Raw genomic sequence first — 21,252 nt, 5'->3', positions numbered from 1 at the left:
AGTGTTTATGGCAGTCAAAGTCCTGGTGGTGGACGATTCGGGTTTTTTCCGCCGCCGCGTCTCGGAAATTCTTTCAGCGGATCCGAGCATCCAGGTTGTCGGCACGGCAACCAACGGTAAAGAGGCGATCGATCAGGCCCTGGCCCTCAAGCCGGACGTGATCACCATGGACTACGAGATGCCGATGATGGATGGCATCACGGCCGTGCGGCACATCATGCAGCGCTGCCCGACACCGGTGTTGATGTTCTCCTCGCTGACGCACGAAGGCGCCCGGGTCACCCTGGATGCGCTGGACGCCGGCGCGGTGGATTTCCTGCCGAAGAATTTTGAAGACATCTCCCGCAATCCGGAGAAGGTCAAGCAACTGCTGTGCGAGAAGGTTCACAGCATCTCGCGCAGTAACCGTCGTTTCAGTGCCTACAGTGCGCCGGCGCCTGCCGCTGCACCGACGCCTGCACCGACTCCGGCAGCAGCGCCGTCGAGCTTTGGCAGCCACAGCGCTCCGGCCCGTCCGGCGCCCGCGCCCGCACCGACTCGCGCGCCAGCGGCCAGCGCTTCGTCGCCGGCGCCGAAACGCAAGAACTACAAGCTCGTCGCCATTGGTACATCGACCGGCGGCCCGGTCGCGCTGCAACGGGTCCTGACCCAGTTGCCGGCCAGCTTCCCGGCGCCGATCGTGCTGATCCAGCACATGCCGGCGGCCTTTACCAAGGCCTTCGCCGAACGTCTGGACAAGCTGTGCCGCATCAGCGTCAAGGAAGCCGAGGATGGCGACATCCTGCGTCCGGGCCTGGCGCTGCTGGCACCGGGTGGCAAGCAGATGATGATCGACGGCCGTGGCGCGGTGAAAATCCTGCCGGGCGACGAACGTCTGAACTACAAGCCGTGCGTGGACATCACCTTCGGTTCTGCAGCCAAATCCTACAGTGACAAAGTTCTGGCGGTCGTACTGACCGGCATGGGCGCCGACGGCCGTGAAGGTGCACGCCTGCTCAAGCAGGGCGGCAGCACGGTCTGGGCCCAGGACGAAGCCAGTTGCGTGATTTACGGCATGCCGATGGCCATCGTCAAAGCTGACCTCGCCGACGCGGTGTACAGCCTGGACGATATCGGCAAGCACTTGGTCGAGGCGTGCGTCTGATGGATGTTCTAAGCCTTATCGGGATCATCATGGCGTTCGTCGCCATCATCGGCGGCAACTACCTTGAAGGCGGTCACCTCGGCGCGCTGGCCAACGGCCCGGCGGCGCTGATCGTGCTTGGTGGCACCATCGGTGCCGCGCTGCTGCAATCGCCGATGAGCGCGTTCAAGCGCGCCATGCAGATTCTGGCCTGGATCTTTTTCCCGCCGCGGGTGGACCTGGCCGGCGGCATCGATCGCGTGGTCAACTGGAGTCTCACCGCCCGCAAGGAAGGCCTGCTGGGCCTGGAAGGCGTGGCGGATGCCGAGCCCGACGCCTACTCGCGCAAGGGCCTGCAACTGCTGGTCGACGGCGCCGAGCCGGAAGCGATCCGCAGCATCCTCGAAGTGGATTTCTACACTCAGGAAGCCCGCGACATCGAGGCCGCCAAAGTGTTTGAAAGCATGGGCGGCTACGCGCCGACCATTGGCATCATCGGTGCGGTGATGGGTCTGATCCACGTGATGGGCAACCTGGCCGATCCGTCGCAACTGGGCAACGGTATCGCGGTTGCGTTCGTCGCCACCATCTACGGTGTGGCCAGTGCCAACCTGATCCTGTTGCCGGTGGCCGCCAAGCTCAAGTCAATCGCGTTGCGGCAGTCGCGTTATCGCGAAATGTTGTTGGAAGGTATTTTGTCGATCGCTGAAGGTGAAAACCCACGCTCCATCGAGTTGAAGCTTCAGGGCTTCATGGATTAAGGGACTGACCTCATGGCACGTCGTCGCCAGCATGAAGAGCACGTAAACCATGAACGCTGGCTGGTTTCCTACGCCGACTTCATTACCTTGCTCTTTGCCTTTTTCGTGGTGATGTACTCCATCTCGTCGATCAACGAAGGCAAGTACAAGATCATCTCCGAAGCGCTGATCGGGGTCTTCACCGACTCCGACCGCGCGCTCAAGCCGATCCCGATCGGCGAAGAACGACCGAAGACCGTGACCCCGGCCAAGCCGCTGGTCAAGGACGCCGAACAGGTCGACGCCGGTATCGCCGGAGCCAGCGATCCGCTGAAAAGCATCGCCGATGACATCAGCGCCGCGTTCGGCGACCTGATCTCCTCGAACCAGATGACCGTGCGCGGCAACGAGCTTTGGGTCGAGATCGAACTCAACTCCAGCCTGTTGTTCGGCAGCGGTGATGCGATGCCGAGCGACATCGCGTTCAACATCATCGACAAGGTCGCGGCGATCCTCAAACCGTTCGACAACCCGATCCACGTCGAAGGCTTCACCGACGATCAACCGATCCGCACTGCGCAGTACCCGACCAACTGGGAGCTGTCCTCGGCGCGTTCGGCGAGCATCGTGCGCATGCTGGCGATGCAGGGTGTGAACCCTGGCCGCCTGGCCTCGGTGGGCTACGGCGAATTCCAGCCGGTGGCCAACAACGCCACCGCTGAAGGCCGGGCGAAAAACCGTCGTGTGGTACTGGTGGTGTCGCGCAATCTCGATGTGCGCCGCAGCCTCACCGGCACCGGAACCGCTCATGCGCAACCGGACGCCGCGTTGAAGCGTGCTGGCACACAAACTGCACCGACCCCGGTCAAGACGCCGGGACGCGAGAGTGCCGTCAATTCTCCGTCGCCCGCATTAATACGCTGAACCATGTCTCGGCCGAGTATCCCGGCCGGGAGGAACGATCCGAATGAGAGTCTGGGCAGTCGCCAATCAAAAGGGTGGTGTTGGTAAAACCACTTCTTCCATCGCTTTAGCCGGTTTGCTGGCAGAGGCGGGCAAGCGCGTGGTCGTGGTCGATCTCGACCCGCACGGCTCGATGACCAGCTATTTCGGTTACGACCCCGACAGCCTGGAACACAGCAACTACGACCTGTTTCTGCACAAGGGCAGCGTGCCGCAAGGCCTGCCGGGCCAACTGCTGCTGTCGACCAGCGACGAACGCATTTCCCTGTTGCCATCGAGCACTGCGCTGGCCACCCTCGAGCGCCAGTCGCCGGGGCAGAGTGGCCTGGGTCTGGTGATCGCCAAGAGTCTGGCGCAGCTGTGGCAGGACTTCGATTACGCGATCATCGACAGCCCGCCATTGCTCGGCGTGCTGATGGTCAACGCGCTGGCCGCCAGTCAGCAACTGGTGATCCCGGTGCAGACCGAGCACCTGGCCGTCAAAGGCCTGGAGCGCATGGTCAACACCCTGGCGATGATCAACCGCTCGCGCAAACAGGCGCTGCCGTTCAGCATCGTGCCGACCCTGTTCGACCGTCGTACCCAGGCGTCGATGGGCACCTTGCGCGTGCTGCGTGACAAATTCCCCGACGAGATATGGCAGGGTTACATCCCGGTCGATACCCGTCTGCGCGACGCCAGTCGTGCCGGTGTCACCCCTTCGCAGTTCGACGGCAAGAGCCGTGGCGTGCTGGCTTACCGCGCGCTGCTCAAGCATCTGCTGGCGCAGCAACTCGTTCCGCAGGTGGCTTGAGCATGAATCGGCCGATCAAGCTGACGTCGAAGCCGCAACTGGCGCTGCAGTCCTATCTGGACGGCTTGCTGCAGGAAGTGACGGACGAGGTCGAGCAGGAAATCGCAGCGCCGGCCGAGGTGATCGAGACCGCTGCGGCGCTCGATGAATTCCAGGCCGCCGTGCTTGAAGAGCAGGCCCGGGATGCGCAAAAAGCCGTCAGGCCGGTGGCTCCGGTTGCCGCGCCTGCCGCTGAGGTAGCGAAGGCACCTGCGACGTTGATCAAAGAGCCTGAGCCGGTGCGCGTGGTATCGACCCTGGTACCGCTGCTGCAAACCCAACTTCTGCAAACGCCACAGGCTCCGGCGGCGCCAGAGCCCGAGCCTGTAGCGCCTGCGCCAGCCCCGGTCGAACCGACCTTGGTTGCGCCACTGGTGGAAGTGCATCTGCCACCCAGCAACACGCCGCCACCGGTGGAAACCGACGGTCGTCCCGCCTGGGCTTCGGAAGCGTTCGAATGCCTGTTGTTCGACGTGGCCGGGCTGACGCTGGCGGTGCCGCTGGTGTGCCTCGGCTCGATCTATTCGCTGGCCGGCCATGAGCTGACGCCGCTGTTCGGTCAGCCGGAATGGTTCCTCGGCATCCTGCCAAGCCAGGCCGGGAATCTGAAGGTGCTGGACACCGCACGCTGGGTCATGCCGGATCGCTACCGCGATGACTTCCGTCAGGGCCTGCAATACGTGATTTCGGTGCAGGGTTACGAGTGGGGCCTGGCGGTGCATCAGGTCAGTCGCTCGTTGCGTCTGGACCCGAATGAAATCAAATGGAGAAGTCACCGAGGTCAGCGGCCATGGCTCGCCGGCACGGTGATTGAACACATGTGCGCCTTGCTTGATGTTTCCGCACTGGCCGAGTTGATCGCCAGCGGTGGGGCAAAGCACATGTCCGGCAGTAAGCCGAACCACAAACCGACATAAAGACAGTACCGGCATTCAAATGCCGGCGAACGAAACACACACCGCCAGGCGCGGTTTTTCGAGGGGCTAGGGTATGAACGACAAGGCTACGGCGGCAAAGGGTTCCGAAGATCCGATCCTGCAATGGGTGACCTTCAAGCTGGATAACGAAACCTACGGCATCAACGTGATGCGCGTTCAGGAAGTCCTGCGCTACACCGAGATCGCTCCGGTTCCGGGTGCGCCAAGCTACGTGCTGGGCATCATCAACCTGCGCGGCAACGTGGTGACCGTGATCGACACCCGTCAGCGCTTCGGCCTGATGAGCGGTGAGATCAGCGACAACACCCGTATCGTCATCATCGAAGCCGACAAGCAGGTCGTGGGCATCATGGTCGACAGCGTGGCGGAAGTGGTTTACCTGCGTCAGTCGGAAATCGAGACTGCACCGAACGTCGGTAACGAAGAGTCGGCCAAGTTCATCCAGGGCGTGTGCAACAAGAACAACGAGTTGCTGATCCTGGTCGAGCTGGACAAGATGATGAGCGAAGAAGAGTGGTCGGAACTGGAGAACATCTGATTGATTCTCGAGGTAGCGGTCATTGTCCTGTTCCTGTTCTGGGCAGGCACGCTGGCGATGTTTCTGGCGTACATCAAGGCGCAGCGCGTGATCGCTGCGCAACAGGCCCAGGGCGATGCGCTGCGTGATCAGCGCATCAGGGACCTGGCCAAACGTGTCGACGATTACCAGAACGGCAACGTGCGCATGGGCGAAGCCCTGCACGAGCTGCGCGCGGTGGTCAGTCCGATCCCGGACAAACTCTCCCAGCTCGAACAGCGCGATCCTTCCAGCCTGTCATTCGCCCAGGCGGCGAAACTGGTGGGGATGGGCGCGAGTGTCGATGAGCTGACTCAGTCCTGCGGGTTGACCCAGGCTGAGGCGGAGTTGATGCGCAAGCTGCACAAGAACTAGTCGTCACACCTGGATCGTTCCCACGTCGAGGCGTCGAACCGTCTGCGTGGGAATGCATCTTGGAACGCTCCGCGTTCCGCGTGTGAAGGGTGACGCAGAGCGTCACGGGCGGGTGTTCCCACGCAGAGCGTGGGAACAATCAGCGAAAAAAATCGCAGTCATCGATGGCTGCGTTTTTTTTGCCTTCAGTAATCGTCGCCGCGTTCGGTGACGTCTTTCTCGACCATCGGTGCGTCCGGGTCCTGTCCCGCCGGAAACTTGCCCTTGAGGTTCCAGGCAAACGCGATGATCTCGGCGATGGTGCGGTACAGCTCTTCGGGGATGCTGTCGCCCAGTTCCATTCGCGCCAGCAGTTTCACCAGTTCGGCGTTTTCGTAGATCGGCACTTCACAGTCGCGGGCGATCCGCAGGATTTCTTCGGCCAGTTCTTCGTCGCCCTTGGCGGTAAGGGTCGGGGCGTGGCTGCCGTCGTATTTGAGGGCGATGGCCTGGCGTGGAGCGGTGGTGTCATTCATGCGGTTTCGTCGACCCAGCGGTGTTCGAGGCGGGTTTGGATGCCTTGCGGCGGGGTGCCGAGGTGGCAGTCGAGGTCGCCGACGTTCAGCCCGGAATCCAGCAGGCGTTGACGCAGGGCGGTCAGGTTGCTTTCGATCAGACTCGCGGTGTACGGCCGCTCGGCCCACAACTGACTGGACAGGCTGCCGCTGATCAACTGTGCCTGAATCTGCATCGGCCCCAGCGGTTCCATGTCGAACGCCAGATCGACGCGCCACAGTTGCTGCTTCGGTTCGCGCTCATCGCGGCGCTGCTCGTTGGCTTCCTGTTTCTCCGGTGCTTCTTCGCGCTGGAACTTGACCTGCAACGGCACGATGTCCTGCAGGTTGCGCATCGGGATTTCCAGCTGCCAGGTGCTGAGCAGACGGCCGTCGTCGGTCACGCCGGTCTGTTCCAGGCTCGACAGCTGATGGCTTTGCAGGCGCGACACGGCAGCCGCAGCGAGGCGCAGCAAATGCTCCAGATCGCCTTCACCTTCCAGGCTTTGCAGCAGTCGGTCGGGCAGCGGGAAACTGCTCGGCACCGGTTTCGCGCTGACCTGACCGAGCATGCCGAGGGCGTTGCGCACGAAGCTCGGCAGCGCCTGGGCCAGCGTGTTGGCGGCGATGATCGCGTTCAGATTGGTGTTGCCGGGCAGGCCGGGGGTGAGCTGGGCGATCAGCTTGAGCAGATCGGCTTTCATGTCCGGGGCCAGCGTCGGGTTCTGCCCGGTCAGCAGTTTGGTTTCGAGGAACACGCCGCTGTTGGCCAGCGCCTGGGCCAGACCTTTCGGGGTGCTCAGTTGCTGCACGTCCGGCAGATTGGCGAGCAGTTTGTCCACGGCCGCGCGCAAATCCTGGGACGTCTGATCGGTGGCGGGGGGCAGGCTCTGGAGCATTTTCAGCAAGCCGTCGAGAGAGCCCTGACGGCTTTGCTGGCTGACCAGCTGCTGGCTGACCGCCAGTTGTTCCTGGCGATTGCTCAGCGGCAGGAACTTCAGGGTCTGCGAGTCCTGCACCAGCGCCGACAGCAAGGTGCCGATACGCAACGGTTGCGGGCTGTCGATGGTCAAGGTGCTGCCGCTCAACGCGGTGTTGAGCAGGCTGACCATCGAGCGGTATACGGTCGGCTGCCCCGGCACCTGCGGCAAGGTCTGAGCCGTCAGCACCTTGCCTTGCAGCAGCGTGCCAACCGGCAATTGCGCGGTGTCGATGCGGGTGAGGGTGGCGACGCTGCTGGCGATGGCCTGTTGCACGGTGATCGCCAGATTGCCCGCTGACGGCTGGGTGATCGCCAGACTGGTGCCCTGAGGCAGCGGCAGATTGCTGGTCGCCTGCACGGTGGTCTGACGGCCGCTGTCCAGCGTCACCTTGAGCAGCAATTGAAAGGTCTGATCCGCCTGCTTGAGCGACAACACCTCGGCCTTGGCGCTCTGGCCGGCGGCAATCAGCCCGTCGACCGGCGTCAGCAACTTCAGCAGCTCACCCACCTGCGGGCGAACGGTCGCCGGGGCGGTGGGCGGGAGCGGGAGGATGTTCATTTCGCCTGTCATACGCGGACACAACCTGAGGAAAATGCACTCGGGAGAGCGGGGGACGCCATGTATAATGCCGCCCGTCCTTCCATTCGTTCAAAAAACATAGCAATTGTTTGACGCAGCTCTCTGGATTGAGCCGTCATTGCATTTATGCTGCAACTCTTTAACGGCCGCGCCAGAGCCGACTTGAACCGTATAAGGCCCGTGATCCCTTGACCAGTCCTGTCCTGCAAACCGTCGCCCTCGCGTGTGAACGTGATCTCAGACTGCTCTTCGACAATCTCGAATTGAGACTGGCCAGTGGCGATATGGTGCAGATCAGCGGCCCCAACGGCAGCGGCAAGACCAGTTTGCTGCGTTTGCTGGCCGGTCTGATGCAGCCGACCGATGGCCAGGTATTGCTCAACGGCAAGCCACTGGGCGAGCAACGCAGCGAACTGGCGCGCAACCTGCTGTGGATCGGCCATGCTGCCGGGATCAAGGACTTGCTCACCCCGGAAGAAAATCTCGCCTGGCTCTGCGCCCTGCATCAACCCGCCGAACGCGACGCGATCTGGCAGGCCCTGGCGGCGGTTGGATTGCGTGGTTTCGAGGATGTTCCCTGCCACAGCCTGTCCGCCGGCCAGCAGCGCCGCGTGGCGCTGGCGCGGTTGTATCTCGATAGCCCGCCGTTGTGGATTCTCGATGAACCGTTCACTGCGCTGGACAAACAGGGCGTGGCACAGCTTGAAGAACACCTGGCCGGGCACTGCGAACGGGGAGGGCTGGTGGTGCTCACCACCCACCACACGCTGAGCCGGATGCCGGCCGGTTATCGCGACATCGATCTGGGGAATTGGGCGGTATGAGTGTGTTCGGCCTGCTGGTTGCCCGTGAGTCCCGACTGCTGTTCCGCCGCCCGGCGGAGCTGGCCAATCCGCTGATTTTCTTCGCCATCGTCATCGCGTTGTTCCCGCTGGCCGTCGGACCGGAAACTCAAGTATTGCAAAACTTGTCCCCGGGGTTAGTCTGGGTGGCGGCACTGTTGTCGGTGCTGCTCTCGCTGGACGGGCTTTTCCGCAGTGATTTCGAAGATGGCTCCCTTGAACAGTGGGTCCTTTCGCCGCACCCCCTGCCACTTCTGGTATTGGCCAAGGTGCTGGCACACTGGCTTTTTTCCGGGCTGGCACTGGTTTTGCTCTCGCCGTTACTGGCGTTGATGCTCGGGTTGCCGGCTGCGTGTCTGCCGGTATTGCTGCTTTCGTTGCTGCTGGGAACACCGGTGCTGAGCTTGCTCGGCGCGGTGGGCGCGGCGCTGACGGTCGGTCTGAAACGCGGAGGCCTGTTGCTGGCGCTGCTGATTCTGCCGTTGTACATCCCGGTGTTGATCCTCGGCAGTGGCGCCTTGCAGGCGGCGTTGCAGGGCATGCCGGCGCTTGGTTATCTGTTGTGGCTTGGCAGCCTGACCGCCCTGGCGATAACCCTGACACCTTTTGCAATAGCGGCTGGCCTGAAGATCAGCGTCGGCGAATAATGAGGTCTGGTTAAAATTTAACCAGCAAAGACCCTGAGACTGCTCACACCGATGAGCGGCACCCGTGATGGAAACAGTATGAACTGGACCTGGTTTCACAAGCTCGGCTCGCCCAAGTGGTTCTACGGCATCAGCAGCAAGTTTTTGCCGTGGTTGAGCCTCGCCGCGTTGTTGCTGATCTGCGTTGGCGTCATCTGGGGCCTGGCCTTCGCGCCGCCGGACTATCAGCAAGGCAACAGCTTTCGCATCATCTATATCCACGTACCCGCCGCGATGCTCGCTCAGTCGATCTACGTGATGCTGGCGGTGTGCGGTGTGGTCGGGCTGGTGTGGAAGATGAAACTGGCCGACGTCGCCCTGCAATGCGCCGCGCCGATCGGTGCCTGGATGACCGCCGTGGCGCTGGTCACCGGAGCGATCTGGGGCAAACCGACCTGGGGTTCGTGGTGGGTCTGGGACGCGCGTCTGACCTCGATGCTGATTCTGCTGTTCCTGTATTTCGGCGTGATCGCCCTGGGCAACGCCATCAGCAATCGCGACAGCGCCGCCAAGGCCTGCGCGGTGCTGGCCATCGTCGGCGTGATCAACATCCCGATCATCAAATACTCGGTGGAGTGGTGGAACACCCTTCACCAGGGCGCGACCTTCACCCTCACCGAAAAACCGGCGATGCCCGTCGAAATGTGGCTGCCGCTGCTGCTGACGGTGCTGGGTTTCTACTGTTTCTTCGGCGCCGTGCTGTTGCTGCGCATGCGCCTTGAAGTGCTCAAGCGCGAAGCCCGCGCCAGTTGGGTGAAAGAAGAAGTGCAGAACAGCCTGGAGGCCGCTCGATGAGTTTCGCGTCATTCGGCGACTTCCTCGCCATGGGCCATCACGGCCTGTATGTCTGGTCGGCCTACGGCATCTGTCTGGCGGTACTGATCCTCAACGTGGCGGCGCCGATCGCGGCCCGCAAGCGCTATCTGCAACAAGAGGCGCGTCGTCTGCGCCGGGAGAACGGCAAGTGAATCCGCTGCGTAAAAAGCGTCTGATCATCATCCTGGCAATTCTGGTCGGGGTCGGCGCTGCCGTCGGCCTGGCCCTGAGCGCCCTGCAGCAGAACATCAACCTGTTTTACACCCCGACCCAGATCGCCAACGGCGAAGCGCCGCAGGACACCCGCATCCGCGCCGGCGGCATGGTCGAGAAGGGCTCGCTGCAACGCTCCACGGATTCGCTGGACGTCAAATTCGTGGTCACCGACTTCAACAAGTCCGTGACCATCACCTATCGCGGAATCCTGCCGGACCTGTTCCGCGAAGGGCAGGGCATCGTCGCGCTGGGCAAGCTCAACGCCGACGGCGTGGTGGTTGCCGATGAAGTGCTGGCCAAGCACGACGAAAAATACATGCCGCCGGAAGTGACCAAGGCCCTGAAGGACAGCGGTCAATCCGCGCCAACCCCTGCGAAGGAGGGTTGATCGATGACATCCAGCATTTTCATTCCTGAACTGGGCCATCTGGCCATGATTCTGGCGCTGTGTTTCGCGCTGGTGCAGGCCGTGGTGCCGTTGCTCGGTGCCTGGCGCGGCGACCGTCTGTGGATGGGCCTCGCCCAACCGGCGGCGTGGGGGCAGTTCGCATTCCTGCTATTCGCCTTCGGTTGCCTGACCTATGCGTTCATGACCGACGATTTCTCCGTGGCTTACGTCGCGATGAACTCCAACAGTGCTTTGCCGTGGTACTACAAGTTCAGCGCGGTGTGGGGCGCCCACGAAGGGTCGCTGCTGCTGTGGGCGTTGATCCTCGGCGGCTGGACCTTCGCGGTGTCGGTGTTCTCCCGGCAACTGCCGCAAGTCATGCTCGCCCGCGTGCTGGCGGTGATGGGCATGATCAGCACCGGTTTCCTGTTGTTCCTGATCCTCACCTCGAACCCGTTTTCGCGGATCCTGCCGCAGATCCCGGCCGATGGTCGTGACCTCAACCCATTGCTGCAGGACATCGGCCTGATCGTCCATCCGCCGATGCTCTACATGGGTTACGTCGGTTTCTCGGTGGCCTTCGCGTTTGCCATCGCCGCACTGCTCGGCGGTCGTCTCGATGCGGCGTGGGCACGTTGGTCGCGTCCGTGGACCATCGTCGCCTGGGCTTTCCTCGGCATCGGCATCACCCTCGGTTCGTGGTGGGCTTACTACGAACTCGGCTGGGGCGGCTGGTGGTTCTGGGACCCGGTGGAAAACGCCTCCTTCATGCCATGGCTGGTGGGCACGGCGCTGATTCACTCGCTGGCGGTCACCGAGAAACGTGGCGTGTTCAAGAGCTGGACGGTGTTGCTGGCGATTGCCGCGTTCTCCCTGAGCCTGCTCGGCACTTTCCTCGTGCGTTCCGGCGTGCTGACCTCGGTGCACGCGTTTGCCTCCGATCCTGAGCGAGGCGTGTTCATCCTGATCTTCCTGCTGTTCGTGGTCGGTGGTTCGCTGACCCTGTTTGCCTTGCGCGCCCCGGTGGTCAAGAGCCAGGTCGGTTTCAATCTGTGGTCGCGGGAAACCCTGCTGCTGGGCAATAACCTGGTGCTGGTGGTGGCAGCGTCGATGATCCTGCTCGGCACGCTGTATCCGCTGATTCTCGACGCGATCAGCGGCGCCAAGCTGTCGGTCGGCCCGCCATACTTCAACGCGTTGTTCATTCCGTTGATGGCGCTGTTGATGTTGGTGATGGCGGTCGGTGTGATCGTGCGCTGGAAAGACACCCCGGTTAAATGGCTGGTCAGCATGCTGACCCCGGTGCTGCTGGGCAGCGTTGCCCTGGCGGTGGTGGCCGGTGTCGCTTACGGCGATTTCAACTGGGCCGTCATCGCGACGTTCCTGCTCGCGGCCTGGGTGTTGCTGGCCGGCGTGCGCGACATCTTCGACAAGACCCGCCACAAAGGTCTGATCAAAGGCCTGCCGACCCTGACCCGCAGTTACTGGGGCATGCAGATCGCCCACCTCGGTATCGCCGTCTGTGCGCTGGGCGTGGTGTTGTCGAGCCAGAACAGTGCCGAGCGCGACCTGCGCCTGGCACCGGGCGAGTCGATGGACCTGGCCGGTTATCAGTTCGTGTTCGAAGGCGCCAAGCATTTCGAAGGCCCGAACTTCACCTCCGACAAGGGCACCGTCCGGGTGATCCGCAACGGTCAGGAAATCAGCGTGCTGCACCCGGAAAAACGTCTGTACACCGTGCAGAACTCGGTGATGACCGAGGCCGGGATCGACGCCGGTTTCACCCGCGACCTATACGTCGCCCTGGGCGAACCGCTGGGCGATGGCGCCTGGGCGGTGCGGGTGCATGTGAAACCGTTTGTGCGCTGGATCTGGTTCGGCGGTCTGCTGACCGGTTTCGGTGGTCTGCTGGCGGCGCTGGATCGGCGTTATCGAGTGAAGGTCAAAGCCCGCGTGCGTGAAGCGCTGGGCATGGAAGGAGCCGCTGCATGAGACGTTGGTTGATGCTGGTGCCATTGGCGATTTTCCTGCTGGTGGCCGTATTCCTTTATCGCGGTCTGTACCTGGATCCGGCGGAGCTGCCGTCGGCGATGATCGGCAAACCGTTTCCGGAGTTTTCGCTGCCGGCGGTGCAGGGCGACAAGACCCTGACCAAGTCCGACATTCTCGGCAAACCGGCACTGGTCAACGTCTGGGGCACCTGGTGCATTTCCTGCCGGGTCGAGCACCCGGTGCTGAACAAGCTCGCCGAGCGCGGCGTGGTGATCTACGGCATCAACTACAAGGACACCAACGCCGATGCGTTGAAGTGGCTGGCCGAATTCCACAATCCGTATCAACTGGACATCCGCGACGACGAAGGCTCGCTGGGCCTGAACCTCGGTGTCTACGGTGCGCCGGAAACCTTCTTCATCGACGCCAAGGGCATCATCCGCGACAAGTACGTCGGGGTGATCGACGAGCAGGTCTGGCGGGAAAAACTGGCGGCCAAGTATCAGGCGCTGGTCGACGAGGCCAAGCCATGAAGCGCTTTTTAGCCGCCATGGTGCTGGGCTTGAGCCTGGCCGGCGTGGCCCACGCCGCCATCGACACCTACGAGTTCGCCAAAGAAGGCGATCGCGAGCGTTTCCGCGAGCTGACCAAGGAACTGCGCTGCCCCAAGTGCCAGAACCAGGACATCGCCGACTCCAACGCGCCGATTGCCGCCGACCTGCGCAAAGAGATTTTCCGCATGCTCGGCGAGGGCAAGGACAATCAGCAGATTATCGACTTCATGGTCGACCGCTACGGTGATTTCGTCCGCTACAAACCGGCGCTCAATGCCAAGACCGCTTTGCTCTGGTTCGGCCCGGCCGGCCTGTTGCTGGGTGGGTTCGTGGTGATTGCCGTGATCGTCCGCCGCCGTCGCGGGCAACGCGCCGAGACGCCGCAATCGCTGTCTCCTGAAGAGCGTCAGCGCCTCGACCAACTGTTGGATAAAAACCAAGAATGATTGATTTCTGGCTTGCCGCAGGGCTGTTGCTTCTGGTCGCCCTGAGTTTTCTGTTGATCCCCGTTCTGCGCGAACGTCGCGCCCAGCGTGAAGAGGATCGAACCGCTCTCAACGTCGCGCTGTATCAGGAACGCGTCGCCGAGCTGCAATCGCAGCAGGCGGAAGGCGTGCTCGACGCCGCGCAAATGGACAGCGGCCGCGCCGAAGCGGCCCGGGAACTGTTGGCCGACACCGAAGGTGTGGCGCCGGCGCGGGTTTCGCGTCTGGGCAAGCCGTTGCCATTGCTGGCAGCCGTGCTGGTGCCGGTGTTGGGCCTCGGTTTGTACCTGCACTTTGGCGCGAGCGACAAGGTCGAACTGACCCGGGAATTCGCCCAGGCGCCGCAGTCGATGGAAGAGATGACTCAGCGTCTGGAACGCGCAGTCGCTGCGCAGCCGGATTCGGCTGAAGGCGTGTATTTCCTCGGTCGCACTTACATGGCCCAGGATCGTCCGGCTGATGCGGCGAAGATGTTCGAGCGTGCCGTCAATCTGGCCGGTCGTCAGCCGGAACTGCTCGGCCAGTGGGCGCAGGCCCAATACTTCGCCGACAACAAAAAATGGTCGGACAAGGTTCAGGCTCTGACCGATGAAGCGCTGAAAGCCGATCCGAAAGAAGTCACCAGTCTCGGCCTGCTGGGCATCGCCGCGTTCGAAGGCGAGCGTTATCAGGAGGCCATCGACTACTGGAACCGTCTGCTGGCGCAACTGCCACCACAGGACAAATCCCGCGAGGCTCTGCAGGGTGGTATCACCCGCGCCACCGAAAAACTGCAGGCCAGCGGCGGCAAGGTCGCCCAGGCACCGGCGGCGAAAGCGGCGGCGTTGTTGAAAGTGCGTGTGGATCTGGCCAGCGAGCTCAAAGCCAAAGTGCAACCGGGTGACAGCGTATTCATTTTTGCCCGCGCCACCTCGGGCCCGCCGGCACCGCTGGCGGCCAAGCGCCTGACCGTCGCCGATCTGCCGGTGACCGTCGAACTGGGTGATGCCGACGCGATGATGCCGCAATTGAAACTGTCGAACTTCCCCGAAGTCCAACTGGTTGCGCGCATCTCCCGTGCCGGTCAGCCGACCGCCGGTGAGTGGGTCGGTCGCAGCGGGCCTCTGGCCAGCAGCACCACCGCGCCGCAGACACTGACCATCGACAGCCCGGACAAATAGCCGGAACCAACAGGAAAGCACCGCCATGAACGCCATCGCCCGAATCACAGTCCTCACACTGGCCCTGGGCTTGAGCGCATGTGCGGTGCAACGACCGGAGCCCACCACACGGCTGCCGCCGATCCCACCGTCACAACCCAGCCCGACCCCGTCGACCAGCCCGACGCCGAGCAAACCGGGCATCCCGGCCAAACCCGCCAAACCTGTCCCGCGCACCTCCGCCAGCTTCGCCCCACCACCGGGCGGCAACAGCCACTGGGACCAGAAACTGGGCGTTTACGTGCTCGACGACCAGACCAACACCTTCTACCGTCAGCGCACCTACTACCGCTGGAACAACGGCTGGAGCCGCTCGATCAGCCCCAACGGCCCGTGGGAAGAAACCAACATCCACGGCGTACCGGCGGGACTGGGCAAGCAGTTCGGGCAGTAATGAAAAACGGCGATCTTTGGATCGCCGTTTTGCTGTGTGGGGGTAATGAGCTTTCAAAGGATTGCGTGATAGCCGCGGAGTGCCTGGACTGATTTAACCAGGCCTTGTCGTTGCAGTAGATCAAGAAAAGGTTCGACGTCCATGGCAGGCATTTTCAGCTGCCGACGCTGCTTTTGGGCCGCAGCAACCACTGCTGCCGGATCAAGCCCCAAGAGATTGTCGACGAACTCGTCCGGATGCTGCGCCTCGATGCCGAAAGGCTCCAGCGTTTTGCAGGGAAAGTCTTTCTGGTTGAAGGTCACTATCACACTTGCGCCGCAGCGGATGGCCGCCGCCAGAACATGGCGATCATCGCAGTCGGGCAAGGTGAGGCCGGCAATCAGGTCTTCATAGTCATGGACACAGGCGTCGGGTATCGCTTGATCCATCAGGCCGGACGTACGATCCAGCTGTTCCATCGTCAGGTCAGGACGGTTCTTCAACAGATTGCGTTTCCATTCGCAGTGAATCTCCTGGGTCCATCGCGCCCGAAATCGCCCCGAGAGGGCAAGCCACATGAGGAAGTCTCTCAAGGGGGCAGGGTACAAGACGCATGCATCATATAAAGCGGTAAAAGAGGAATGCCTCACTCGTATCCTGTCCTTAACGCCTGAGCTTGCTCTGCGAGAAGCGCCATTGCCTGCTCGCTGGCGGTGGTGCGCCGGGTCTTATAGTCCATCAGATCGGCAAAACGCACACGTCGGTGCTTGCCTGTTTTGTGGTAGGACAACTCGCCGCTTTCCAGCAGTTTTATGAGGTGTGGACGTGAGACGTTGAGGAGGTCCGCGGCTTCCTGGGTCGTCAATTCGGCATGCACCGGTACGACCTGCACCGCGTTGCCGGCTGCCAGTTCCGCCAGAATGTCGATCAGCAAGCGCAGGGCCGAGGTGGGCAGTTCGACGCGATGAGCTTCGTTCTGCTCGTCGAAAATCTGGATGTGCTGAGTCTCGAAATGGGTCGCGAGGTATGCCGCCAGGGCACGCTGCCCTTCAATGGCGGCTTTTACTTCGCGTTCTACGGGGAGGCTGATGGAGGGATGAATAACGGTCGACATGGCGAGTCCGGCTTTGGAAATGAGGAATGCCGGAACGTTATTCGAAATAAGCGAAAATCGCAATAAACGAAACGAGTAGGGGTTTTATGGCTTTTCGCCGACAACCCCTGCACATATTCAACGAACGCCCGCGCCTTGACACTGGCCAGCCTACCCGTCGGAAACACCGCCGACAGGTAGTCAAAACATCCTGCAAAACAACCAACGTTGTGTCACAACCTTCCGCAGGCTACTAAAGGTATCTCTAGAGTTACTTTAATGGGCGAGGCAATTTCACAATGCAATACCCAATCTGCATCGAGTGGGGTGACGAGAACACCGCCATCGGGATTCAGATTCCCGATATTCCCGGCGCGGTAACGGCCGGGGATACGTTTGAGGATGCCTACAACGCGGCCGTCGAGATTGCCCACATCATGCTGCAGGAGATCGCGGCGGATGGTGATTCGATTCCGATGCCGACCTCCGCGGCCACCCATCGCAACAACCCGGAGTTTGCCGACATGGGCTGGGGCATGCTCGAACTGGACATCTCGCCGTACATGGGCAAGACCGAAAAGGTCAACGTGACGTTGCCGGGCTATGTCATCCAGCGCATTGACCGCTATGTGCGTGAACACAATGTCAAAAGCCGCTCCTCTTTTCTGGCGGATGCCGCCATGGAAAAGCTGGTCCGGCATTGAACCTCGAGCCCTCTCGGATCAGCGATCCGACAGGGCTTTTCAGGTTCTAGGCCGTTGCCAGAACGGTCTTCTGCGAAGCACTCAAAAACCGCACCAGCGCCAGCAGCGGGAACGCGCTGCCGACAATCACGATCCACAACCAGCCGCCATGCTCGTACACCGCACTGGCCACCGACGAGCCGAAGGCGCCGCCGACGAAGATGCTGGTCATGTACAGCGCGTTGAGGCGGCCGCGGCTTTTGGCGTCGAGGGAGTAGACCGCGCGCTGGCCGAGCACCATGTTCATCTGCACGCAGAAATCGAGCACCACGCCGGTCACGGCCAGGCCGATCACGCTGTAGGCCGGGTGGATGAAGGCGGGCAGGAAGCTCAGGCTGGCGAACAGCATGGCCAGCAACGAAGCGATGCGGGTGTGGCCGGCGTCGGCCAGGCGTCCGCTGATCGGCGCGGCGATGGCACCGATGGCACCGACCAGGGCGAAGATCGCGATTTCACTCTGGGACAAGCCATGGTTGCGCGCGAGTTCCAGCGGCACGGCGGTCCAGAACAGGCTGAAGGTGGCGAACATGCAGGCCTGGTAAAACGCCCGCTGACGCAGCACCGGTTGTTTGCGCAGCAGCGTCCACAAGGAACCCAGCAATTGGCCGTAGGAAGCGCTGTGGTCCGGCTGGCGCTTGGGAACGGTCAACGCCAGCACCACGCTGATCGCCGCCATCAAGGCGGCTGCGATCATGAACATCGCCCGCCAGCCGAGGTGGTCGGCGACCACGCTCGACACTGGCCGCGCCAGCAGAATCCCCAGCAGCAAACCGCCCATGATCCCGCCGACCACCCGGCCACGGGATTCCTCCGGCGCCAGGTGCGCCGCCAATGGAATCAGCACCTGCACCGATACCGAGCTGAAACCCACCAGCAAAGAAATGAGCAGGAATACATTCGGTTGATCGGTAAACGCCGCACCGAGCAGGCTGGCAATCGCCACCACGGTGGTGATGATCATCAGACGGCGGTTTTCCAGCAGATCCGCCAGCGGCACCAGGAAGAACAGGCCCAGCGCATAGCCGATCTGGGTCAGCGACACGATGAAACTGGCCATGGTGTCGCTCAGGCCGATGTCCGGCGCGATCAGGCCGATGATCGGCTGGGCGTAGTAGATGTTGGCAACGATGGCGCCGCAGCAGAAAGCGAACAGCAGCACCATGCCTCGGGTCATTGCGTGAGTTGTGGCGGTCATAGGGTTTCTCGATCCAGCGAAAAGGAATGCGATGAGGCTAAGGGACGGGCCGAGCCGGCAGTAGAGGCTTCTGATCGATATCAGTTATTCCGTTGCGGAACAGGTGGCGCCGAACAATCCATTGTTCATCGGCGAACCTTGCGTCCGACCGTTGAGCGTCGATGATACATTCACTTACATCTTGTTCGATAGCGTGCTTATGTTTGTTTCCGAGCACGGCTAACGCGCTGCTGGCTCAAGCCTCCTGCAGACGTTGCGCAAAGAGGATTCAGGAACTACGGGCTGGCGCTTTGAGAATTTCATATAGCCATGCAGCAAACGAAATAAACATCATCACAGCAAGACAGATAAAGACCTCATAAAAATTGGCGACACGTGCCGCCCAGCCTTTGAATTCCCTTGGGTACTCCAGGTGAGCAGTTTGTTGGTCGTTGCCGATACTGACGGCGAATTCATCGATCTTCTCGAGTTCTGATGGAAACCAGATCCAAAGCTTGTATGAGCCGCCTTGCTTGATCGAAGGAATCTTGTAGCGGCGTACTTGTTCGTCGGCCTTTACAAGCTCTTTCTTATCATCCTGAACCATTAAAAGACCAGATTCAGGCAGGTCGACGTAGACATCTTTCGCTACAGCGGAACCTTCATTCTTGATCCAGATGAATACCATTGTCTGGAAAGCGTTGACCCCGTCCTCAAAGGGTGAAGTCCAAGGTGTGAGCATATTGCTGCGGATTTTTTCAAATAAATCGTTTTTTTGTTCAAACGACGCTTCGGGTACTGCCTTGTTTATCAGGGACGACAGCGTTTCCGAGTTGGCCAGTGTCCTACTCTGAAGCATCAGCTTTGAGTATTGAGGCGGAGCATACGAAACTTGCTTGCTGATTTCAGCGACCAGGTTCGGACTTGGGCTTGAGAGCGATATGTATAGACCGGCAATTGCCACAATGGATGTGATGATTCCAAAGATAGTTGCGCTGGTTTTTTCAGCATTCAACAAACGTCATCCTTGTGTCGGTTGATCAGGGGGCAGGGCACTAGTGTGGAAGCGCGTCGGGATTGTAATAGAAAAAGGCGGCCCGAGGGCCGCCTTGATGGACGCAGTGACGCGTTTTACTGAGCGTAGATCTGGTCGAAGATCCCGCCATCGTTGAAGTGGGTCTTCTGTACGGTGCGCCAGTCGCCGAAGGTCTTCTCGACCGACAGGAAATCGACTTTCGGGAAGCGGTCGGTGTACTTGGCCAGTACCGCCGGGTCACGTGGACGCAGGTAGTTGGCGGCCGCGATTTCCTGACCTTGCGGCGACCACAGGAACTTCAGGTATTCCTCGGCAGCGGCGCGGGAGCCTTTCTTCTCGACCACTTTGTCGACCACCGACACCGGCGGCTCGGCTTCGGCGGAGACGCTTGGGTAGATGACTTCGAACTGGTCGCGGCCGAACTCGCGGGCGATCATTTCGGCTTCGTTTTCGAATGTCACCAGCACGTCGCCGATCTGGTTGGTCATGAACGTGGTGGTGGCGGCGCGGCCACCGGTGTCCAGCACTGGCGCCTGTTTGAACAGCTTGCCGACGAAGTCTTTGGCCTTGTTCTCGTCACCGCCGTTTTTCAGGACGTAGCCCCAGGCGGACAGGTAGGTGTAGCGGCCGTTGCCCGAAGTTTTCGGGTTCGGCACGATCACCTGCACGCCGTCCTTGAGCAGGTCCGGCCAGTCTTTCAGGGCTTTCGGGTTGCCCTTGCGCACGATGAACACGGTGGCCGAGGTGAATGGCGCGCTGTTGTTTGGCAGACGGGTGACCCAGTCCTTCGGCACCAGTTGACCGTTGTCGGCCAGGGCGTTGATGTCGGTGGCCATGTTCATGGTAATGACGTCAGCCGGCAGGCCGTCGATCACCGAACGGGCTTGCTTGCTCGAACCGCCGAAAGACATCTGCACGGTGATGTTTTCGTTGTGTTCGGCCTGCCAGTGTTTCTGGAACGCAGCGTTGTAGTCCTTGTAGAAATCGCGCATCACGTCGTAGGAAACGTTGAGCAGGGTCGGTGCGGCCTGAGCCGCGCTGCCGAAGGCAAGACCTGCGGCGAGAAGTGAGGCGCCAAAGAGTTTTTTCACTGCGCATTCCTTGTTCTGTGGGGGTGTTTTTGACAAAGATAAGGCCATTTGCCAGCGACTATAGCGGGGCGCGCATAGTCGTTTAAAGATTAAAAAGAACTTTGCTTATTCCATTTTCTTGAATAACGGATTGCCGCACCGCGAACAGAAGGCGGCGCCGCTTTCATGGCTCTTTTTCTGGCAAACCGGGCAGTCGTGTTGCAACTGTTCACCACGCATCGCATTGGCCAGTTCAGCGGTGAAGATCCCGGTGGGCACCGCGATGATCGAGTAACCAGTGATCATCACCAGCGACGAAATCACTTGGCCCAACGGAGTCTTCGGCACGATGTCGCCAAAGCCGACGGTGGTCAGGGTCACGATAGCCCAATAGATACCCTTGGGAATGCTGGTGAAACCGTGTTCCGGGCCTTCGATTACGTACATCAACGTACCGAACACGGTTACGAGTGTGCAGACGCTCACCAGAAACACCACGATCTTCTGCTTGCTGCCGCGCAGCGCCGACATCAGGTAGTTGGCTTGCTTGAGGTACGGACTGAGTTTGAGGACGCGGAAAATTCGCAGCATCCGGATGATCCGGATAATCAGCAGGTACTGCGCATCGCTGTAGTACAGCGCGAGGATGCCCGGCACGATCGCCAGCAGATCCACCAATCCATAAAAACTGAAGGCGTAGCGCAGCGGTTTGGGCGAGCAGTACAGACGCAGAATGTACTCGCCGGCAAAGATGATGGTGAACCCCCACTCGATATACGCCAGCACATCGGCGTAATTGCGGTGAACGCTGTCGATGCTGTCGAGCATCACGATCACCAGGCTGGCGAGAATGATCAACAGCAGGATGCCGTCGAAACGTCGCCCGGCGGGGGTGTCGCTCTGGAAAATCATGACGTAAAGCTGTTCACGCCAGTGCTGGTTACTGTCCATGGATCACGCCTG

The 21,252-nt window shown here is 61.1% G+C and carries 26 protein-coding genes; 18 read left to right on the top strand and 8 right to left on the bottom strand.

Translation table 11 applies throughout. From position 1 onward, the window contains the following. Positions 1 to 7: 7 nt before the first annotated feature. The 7 genes from CAF80_RS01125 (at position 8) to CAF80_RS01095 (ending at position 5,527) form a co-directional block, all read left to right on the top strand. Entirely contained in the window at positions 8 to 1,144 is a 1,137-nt protein-coding gene (locus CAF80_RS01125) for a chemotaxis response regulator protein-glutamate methylesterase (RefSeq protein WP_085666704.1), read from the top strand. After that, positions 1,144 to 1,884, top strand: coding sequence for a flagellar motor protein (locus tag CAF80_RS01120; RefSeq protein ID WP_039769734.1), 741 nt, complete (start codon positions 1,144 to 1,146; stop codon positions 1,882 to 1,884). Before CAF80_RS01125 ends, CAF80_RS01120 begins: the two co-directional genes overlap by 1 nt. Before the next feature lie 12 nt (positions 1,885 to 1,896). Next, positions 1,897 to 2,787: a flagellar motor protein MotD gene (gene motD, locus CAF80_RS01115; protein ID WP_011333075.1), complete on the top strand. Its 891-nt coding sequence runs from the start codon at positions 1,897 to 1,899 to the stop codon at positions 2,785 to 2,787. Positions 2,788 to 2,830: 43 nt separating this feature from the next. Then, on the top strand, positions 2,831 to 3,619 hold the full coding sequence (locus CAF80_RS01110) for a ParA family protein (RefSeq protein WP_007959220.1): 789 nt from the start codon (positions 2,831 to 2,833) through the stop codon (positions 3,617 to 3,619). Between the two features lie 2 nt (positions 3,620 to 3,621). Beyond that, complete coding sequence (locus CAF80_RS01105) at positions 3,622 to 4,575, top strand: CheW domain-containing protein (RefSeq protein WP_085666703.1); 954 nt, start codon at positions 3,622 to 3,624, stop codon at positions 4,573 to 4,575. Positions 4,576 to 4,648: 73 nt separating this feature from the next. Next, positions 4,649 to 5,134: a chemotaxis protein CheW gene (locus CAF80_RS01100; protein WP_007959223.1), complete on the top strand. Its 486-nt coding sequence runs from the start codon at positions 4,649 to 4,651 to the stop codon at positions 5,132 to 5,134. Then, positions 5,135 to 5,527 (top strand): DUF2802 domain-containing protein, encoded by a 393-nt coding sequence (locus CAF80_RS01095; protein WP_039769738.1) that lies wholly within the window; start codon positions 5,135 to 5,137, stop codon positions 5,525 to 5,527. A gap of 185 nt (positions 5,528 to 5,712) precedes the next feature. Here CAF80_RS01095 and CAF80_RS01090 read toward each other — a convergent pair whose 3' ends face one another. After that, complete coding sequence (locus CAF80_RS01090; protein WP_085666702.1) at positions 5,713 to 6,042, bottom strand: EscU/YscU/HrcU family type III secretion system export apparatus switch protein; 330 nt, start codon at positions 6,040 to 6,042, stop codon at positions 5,713 to 5,715. Continuing rightward, positions 6,039 to 7,613: a flagellar hook-length control protein FliK gene (locus CAF80_RS01085; RefSeq protein WP_085666701.1), complete on the bottom strand. Its 1,575-nt coding sequence runs from the start codon at positions 7,611 to 7,613 to the stop codon at positions 6,039 to 6,041. Before CAF80_RS01085 ends, CAF80_RS01090 begins: the two co-directional genes overlap by 4 nt. Before the next feature lie 197 nt (positions 7,614 to 7,810). On the opposite strand from CAF80_RS01085, the gene ccmA reads away from it, so the two are divergent. The 10 genes from ccmA (at position 7,811) to CAF80_RS01035 (ending at position 15,194) form a co-directional block, all read left to right on the top strand. Continuing rightward, entirely contained in the window at positions 7,811 to 8,446 is a 636-nt protein-coding gene (gene ccmA, locus CAF80_RS01080; RefSeq protein ID WP_007959232.1) for a cytochrome c biogenesis heme-transporting ATPase CcmA, read from the top strand. Further along, entirely contained in the window at positions 8,443 to 9,111 is a 669-nt protein-coding gene (ccmB, locus tag CAF80_RS01075; RefSeq protein WP_011333083.1) for a heme exporter protein CcmB, read from the top strand. Before ccmA ends, ccmB begins: the two co-directional genes overlap by 4 nt. Positions 9,112 to 9,189: 78 nt before the next feature. Continuing rightward, positions 9,190 to 9,945, top strand: a complete 756-nt coding sequence (ccmC, locus tag CAF80_RS01070) for a heme ABC transporter permease (protein WP_039769743.1) — start codon at positions 9,190 to 9,192, stop codon at positions 9,943 to 9,945. Next, the gene (ccmD, locus tag CAF80_RS01065) at positions 9,942 to 10,118 is read left to right on the top strand and encodes a heme exporter protein CcmD (RefSeq protein WP_011333085.1); all 177 of its coding nucleotides are present in this window, start codon (positions 9,942 to 9,944) and stop codon (positions 10,116 to 10,118) included. The genes ccmC and ccmD overlap by 4 nt, the downstream gene beginning before the upstream one ends. After that, a complete protein-coding gene (gene ccmE / locus CAF80_RS01060) occupies positions 10,115 to 10,570 on the top strand; it encodes a cytochrome c maturation protein CcmE (protein ID WP_011333086.1) in 456 nt (151 codons plus the stop codon). The genes ccmD and ccmE overlap by 4 nt, the downstream gene beginning before the upstream one ends. Before the next feature lie 3 nt (positions 10,571 to 10,573). Further along, positions 10,574 to 12,562: a heme lyase CcmF/NrfE family subunit gene (locus CAF80_RS01055; RefSeq protein ID WP_064594418.1), complete on the top strand. Its 1,989-nt coding sequence runs from the start codon at positions 10,574 to 10,576 to the stop codon at positions 12,560 to 12,562. Then, on the top strand, positions 12,559 to 13,095 hold the full coding sequence (locus CAF80_RS01050; RefSeq protein WP_039769747.1) for a DsbE family thiol:disulfide interchange protein: 537 nt from the start codon (positions 12,559 to 12,561) through the stop codon (positions 13,093 to 13,095). The genes CAF80_RS01055 and CAF80_RS01050 overlap by 4 nt, the downstream gene beginning before the upstream one ends. Beyond that, entirely contained in the window at positions 13,092 to 13,562 is a 471-nt protein-coding gene (locus CAF80_RS01045; RefSeq protein WP_011333089.1) for a cytochrome c-type biogenesis protein, read from the top strand. The genes CAF80_RS01050 and CAF80_RS01045 overlap by 4 nt, the downstream gene beginning before the upstream one ends. After that, positions 13,559 to 14,761, top strand: a complete 1,203-nt coding sequence (gene ccmI, locus CAF80_RS01040; protein WP_007959249.1) for a c-type cytochrome biogenesis protein CcmI — start codon at positions 13,559 to 13,561, stop codon at positions 14,759 to 14,761. Before CAF80_RS01045 ends, ccmI begins: the two co-directional genes overlap by 4 nt. A gap of 25 nt (positions 14,762 to 14,786) precedes the next feature. Beyond that, positions 14,787 to 15,194, top strand: a complete 408-nt coding sequence (locus CAF80_RS01035; protein WP_039769751.1) for a hypothetical protein — start codon at positions 14,787 to 14,789, stop codon at positions 15,192 to 15,194. Positions 15,195 to 15,247: 53 nt separating this feature from the next. On the opposite strand, the gene CAF80_RS01030 is transcribed toward CAF80_RS01035, so the two are convergent. Both CAF80_RS01030 and CAF80_RS01025 read right to left on the bottom strand, forming a co-directional pair. Next, entirely contained in the window at positions 15,248 to 15,823 is a 576-nt protein-coding gene (locus tag CAF80_RS01030; protein WP_039769753.1) for a PIN domain-containing protein, read from the bottom strand. Then, positions 15,820 to 16,287 carry a helix-turn-helix domain-containing protein gene (locus CAF80_RS01025; RefSeq protein ID WP_007959254.1) on the bottom strand — a complete coding sequence of 156 codons (468 nt, stop codon included), beginning with the start codon at positions 16,285 to 16,287 and terminating at the stop codon, positions 15,820 to 15,822. The genes CAF80_RS01030 and CAF80_RS01025 overlap by 4 nt, the downstream gene beginning before the upstream one ends. A 278-nt stretch (positions 16,288 to 16,565) precedes the next feature. Here CAF80_RS01025 and CAF80_RS01015 point away from each other — a divergent pair, with 278 nt between their 5' ends. Further along, positions 16,566 to 16,970, top strand: coding sequence for a type II toxin-antitoxin system HicB family antitoxin (locus CAF80_RS01015; protein WP_085666700.1), 405 nt, complete (start codon positions 16,566 to 16,568; stop codon positions 16,968 to 16,970). Positions 16,971 to 17,016: 46 nt separating this feature from the next. Here the strand turns inward: CAF80_RS01015 and CAF80_RS01010 are convergent, their stop codons facing one another. The 4 genes from CAF80_RS01010 to CAF80_RS00995 all read right to left on the bottom strand — a co-directional run bounded on the left by CAF80_RS01010 (position 17,017) and on the right by CAF80_RS00995 (position 21,240). Next, entirely contained in the window at positions 17,017 to 18,204 is a 1,188-nt protein-coding gene (locus tag CAF80_RS01010) for an MFS transporter (protein ID WP_085666699.1), read from the bottom strand. 268 nt (positions 18,205 to 18,472) lie between these two features. Continuing rightward, positions 18,473 to 19,198 carry a hypothetical protein gene (locus CAF80_RS01005; RefSeq protein ID WP_139831655.1) on the bottom strand — a complete coding sequence of 242 codons (726 nt, stop codon included), beginning with the start codon at positions 19,196 to 19,198 and terminating at the stop codon, positions 18,473 to 18,475. A 116-nt stretch (positions 19,199 to 19,314) separates the two neighbouring features. Then, a complete protein-coding gene (locus CAF80_RS01000; RefSeq protein WP_085666697.1) occupies positions 19,315 to 20,310 on the bottom strand; it encodes a sulfate ABC transporter substrate-binding protein in 996 nt (331 codons plus the stop codon). Positions 20,311 to 20,415: 105 nt separating this feature from the next. Beyond that, positions 20,416 to 21,240 (bottom strand): ion transporter, encoded by an 825-nt coding sequence (locus CAF80_RS00995; protein WP_039769763.1) that lies wholly within the window; start codon positions 21,238 to 21,240, stop codon positions 20,416 to 20,418. Positions 21,241 to 21,252 lie beyond the last annotated feature (12 nt).

Origin of the sequence: Pseudomonas sp. B34(2017) (assembly GCF_002112915.1) — a bacterium.
GTDB lineage: Bacteria > Pseudomonadota > Gammaproteobacteria > Pseudomonadales > Pseudomonadaceae > Aquipseudomonas > Aquipseudomonas pharyngis.
The sequence above is the reverse complement of the archived record's forward strand: the minus strand, read 5'-3'. Positions and strand labels throughout refer to the sequence as shown.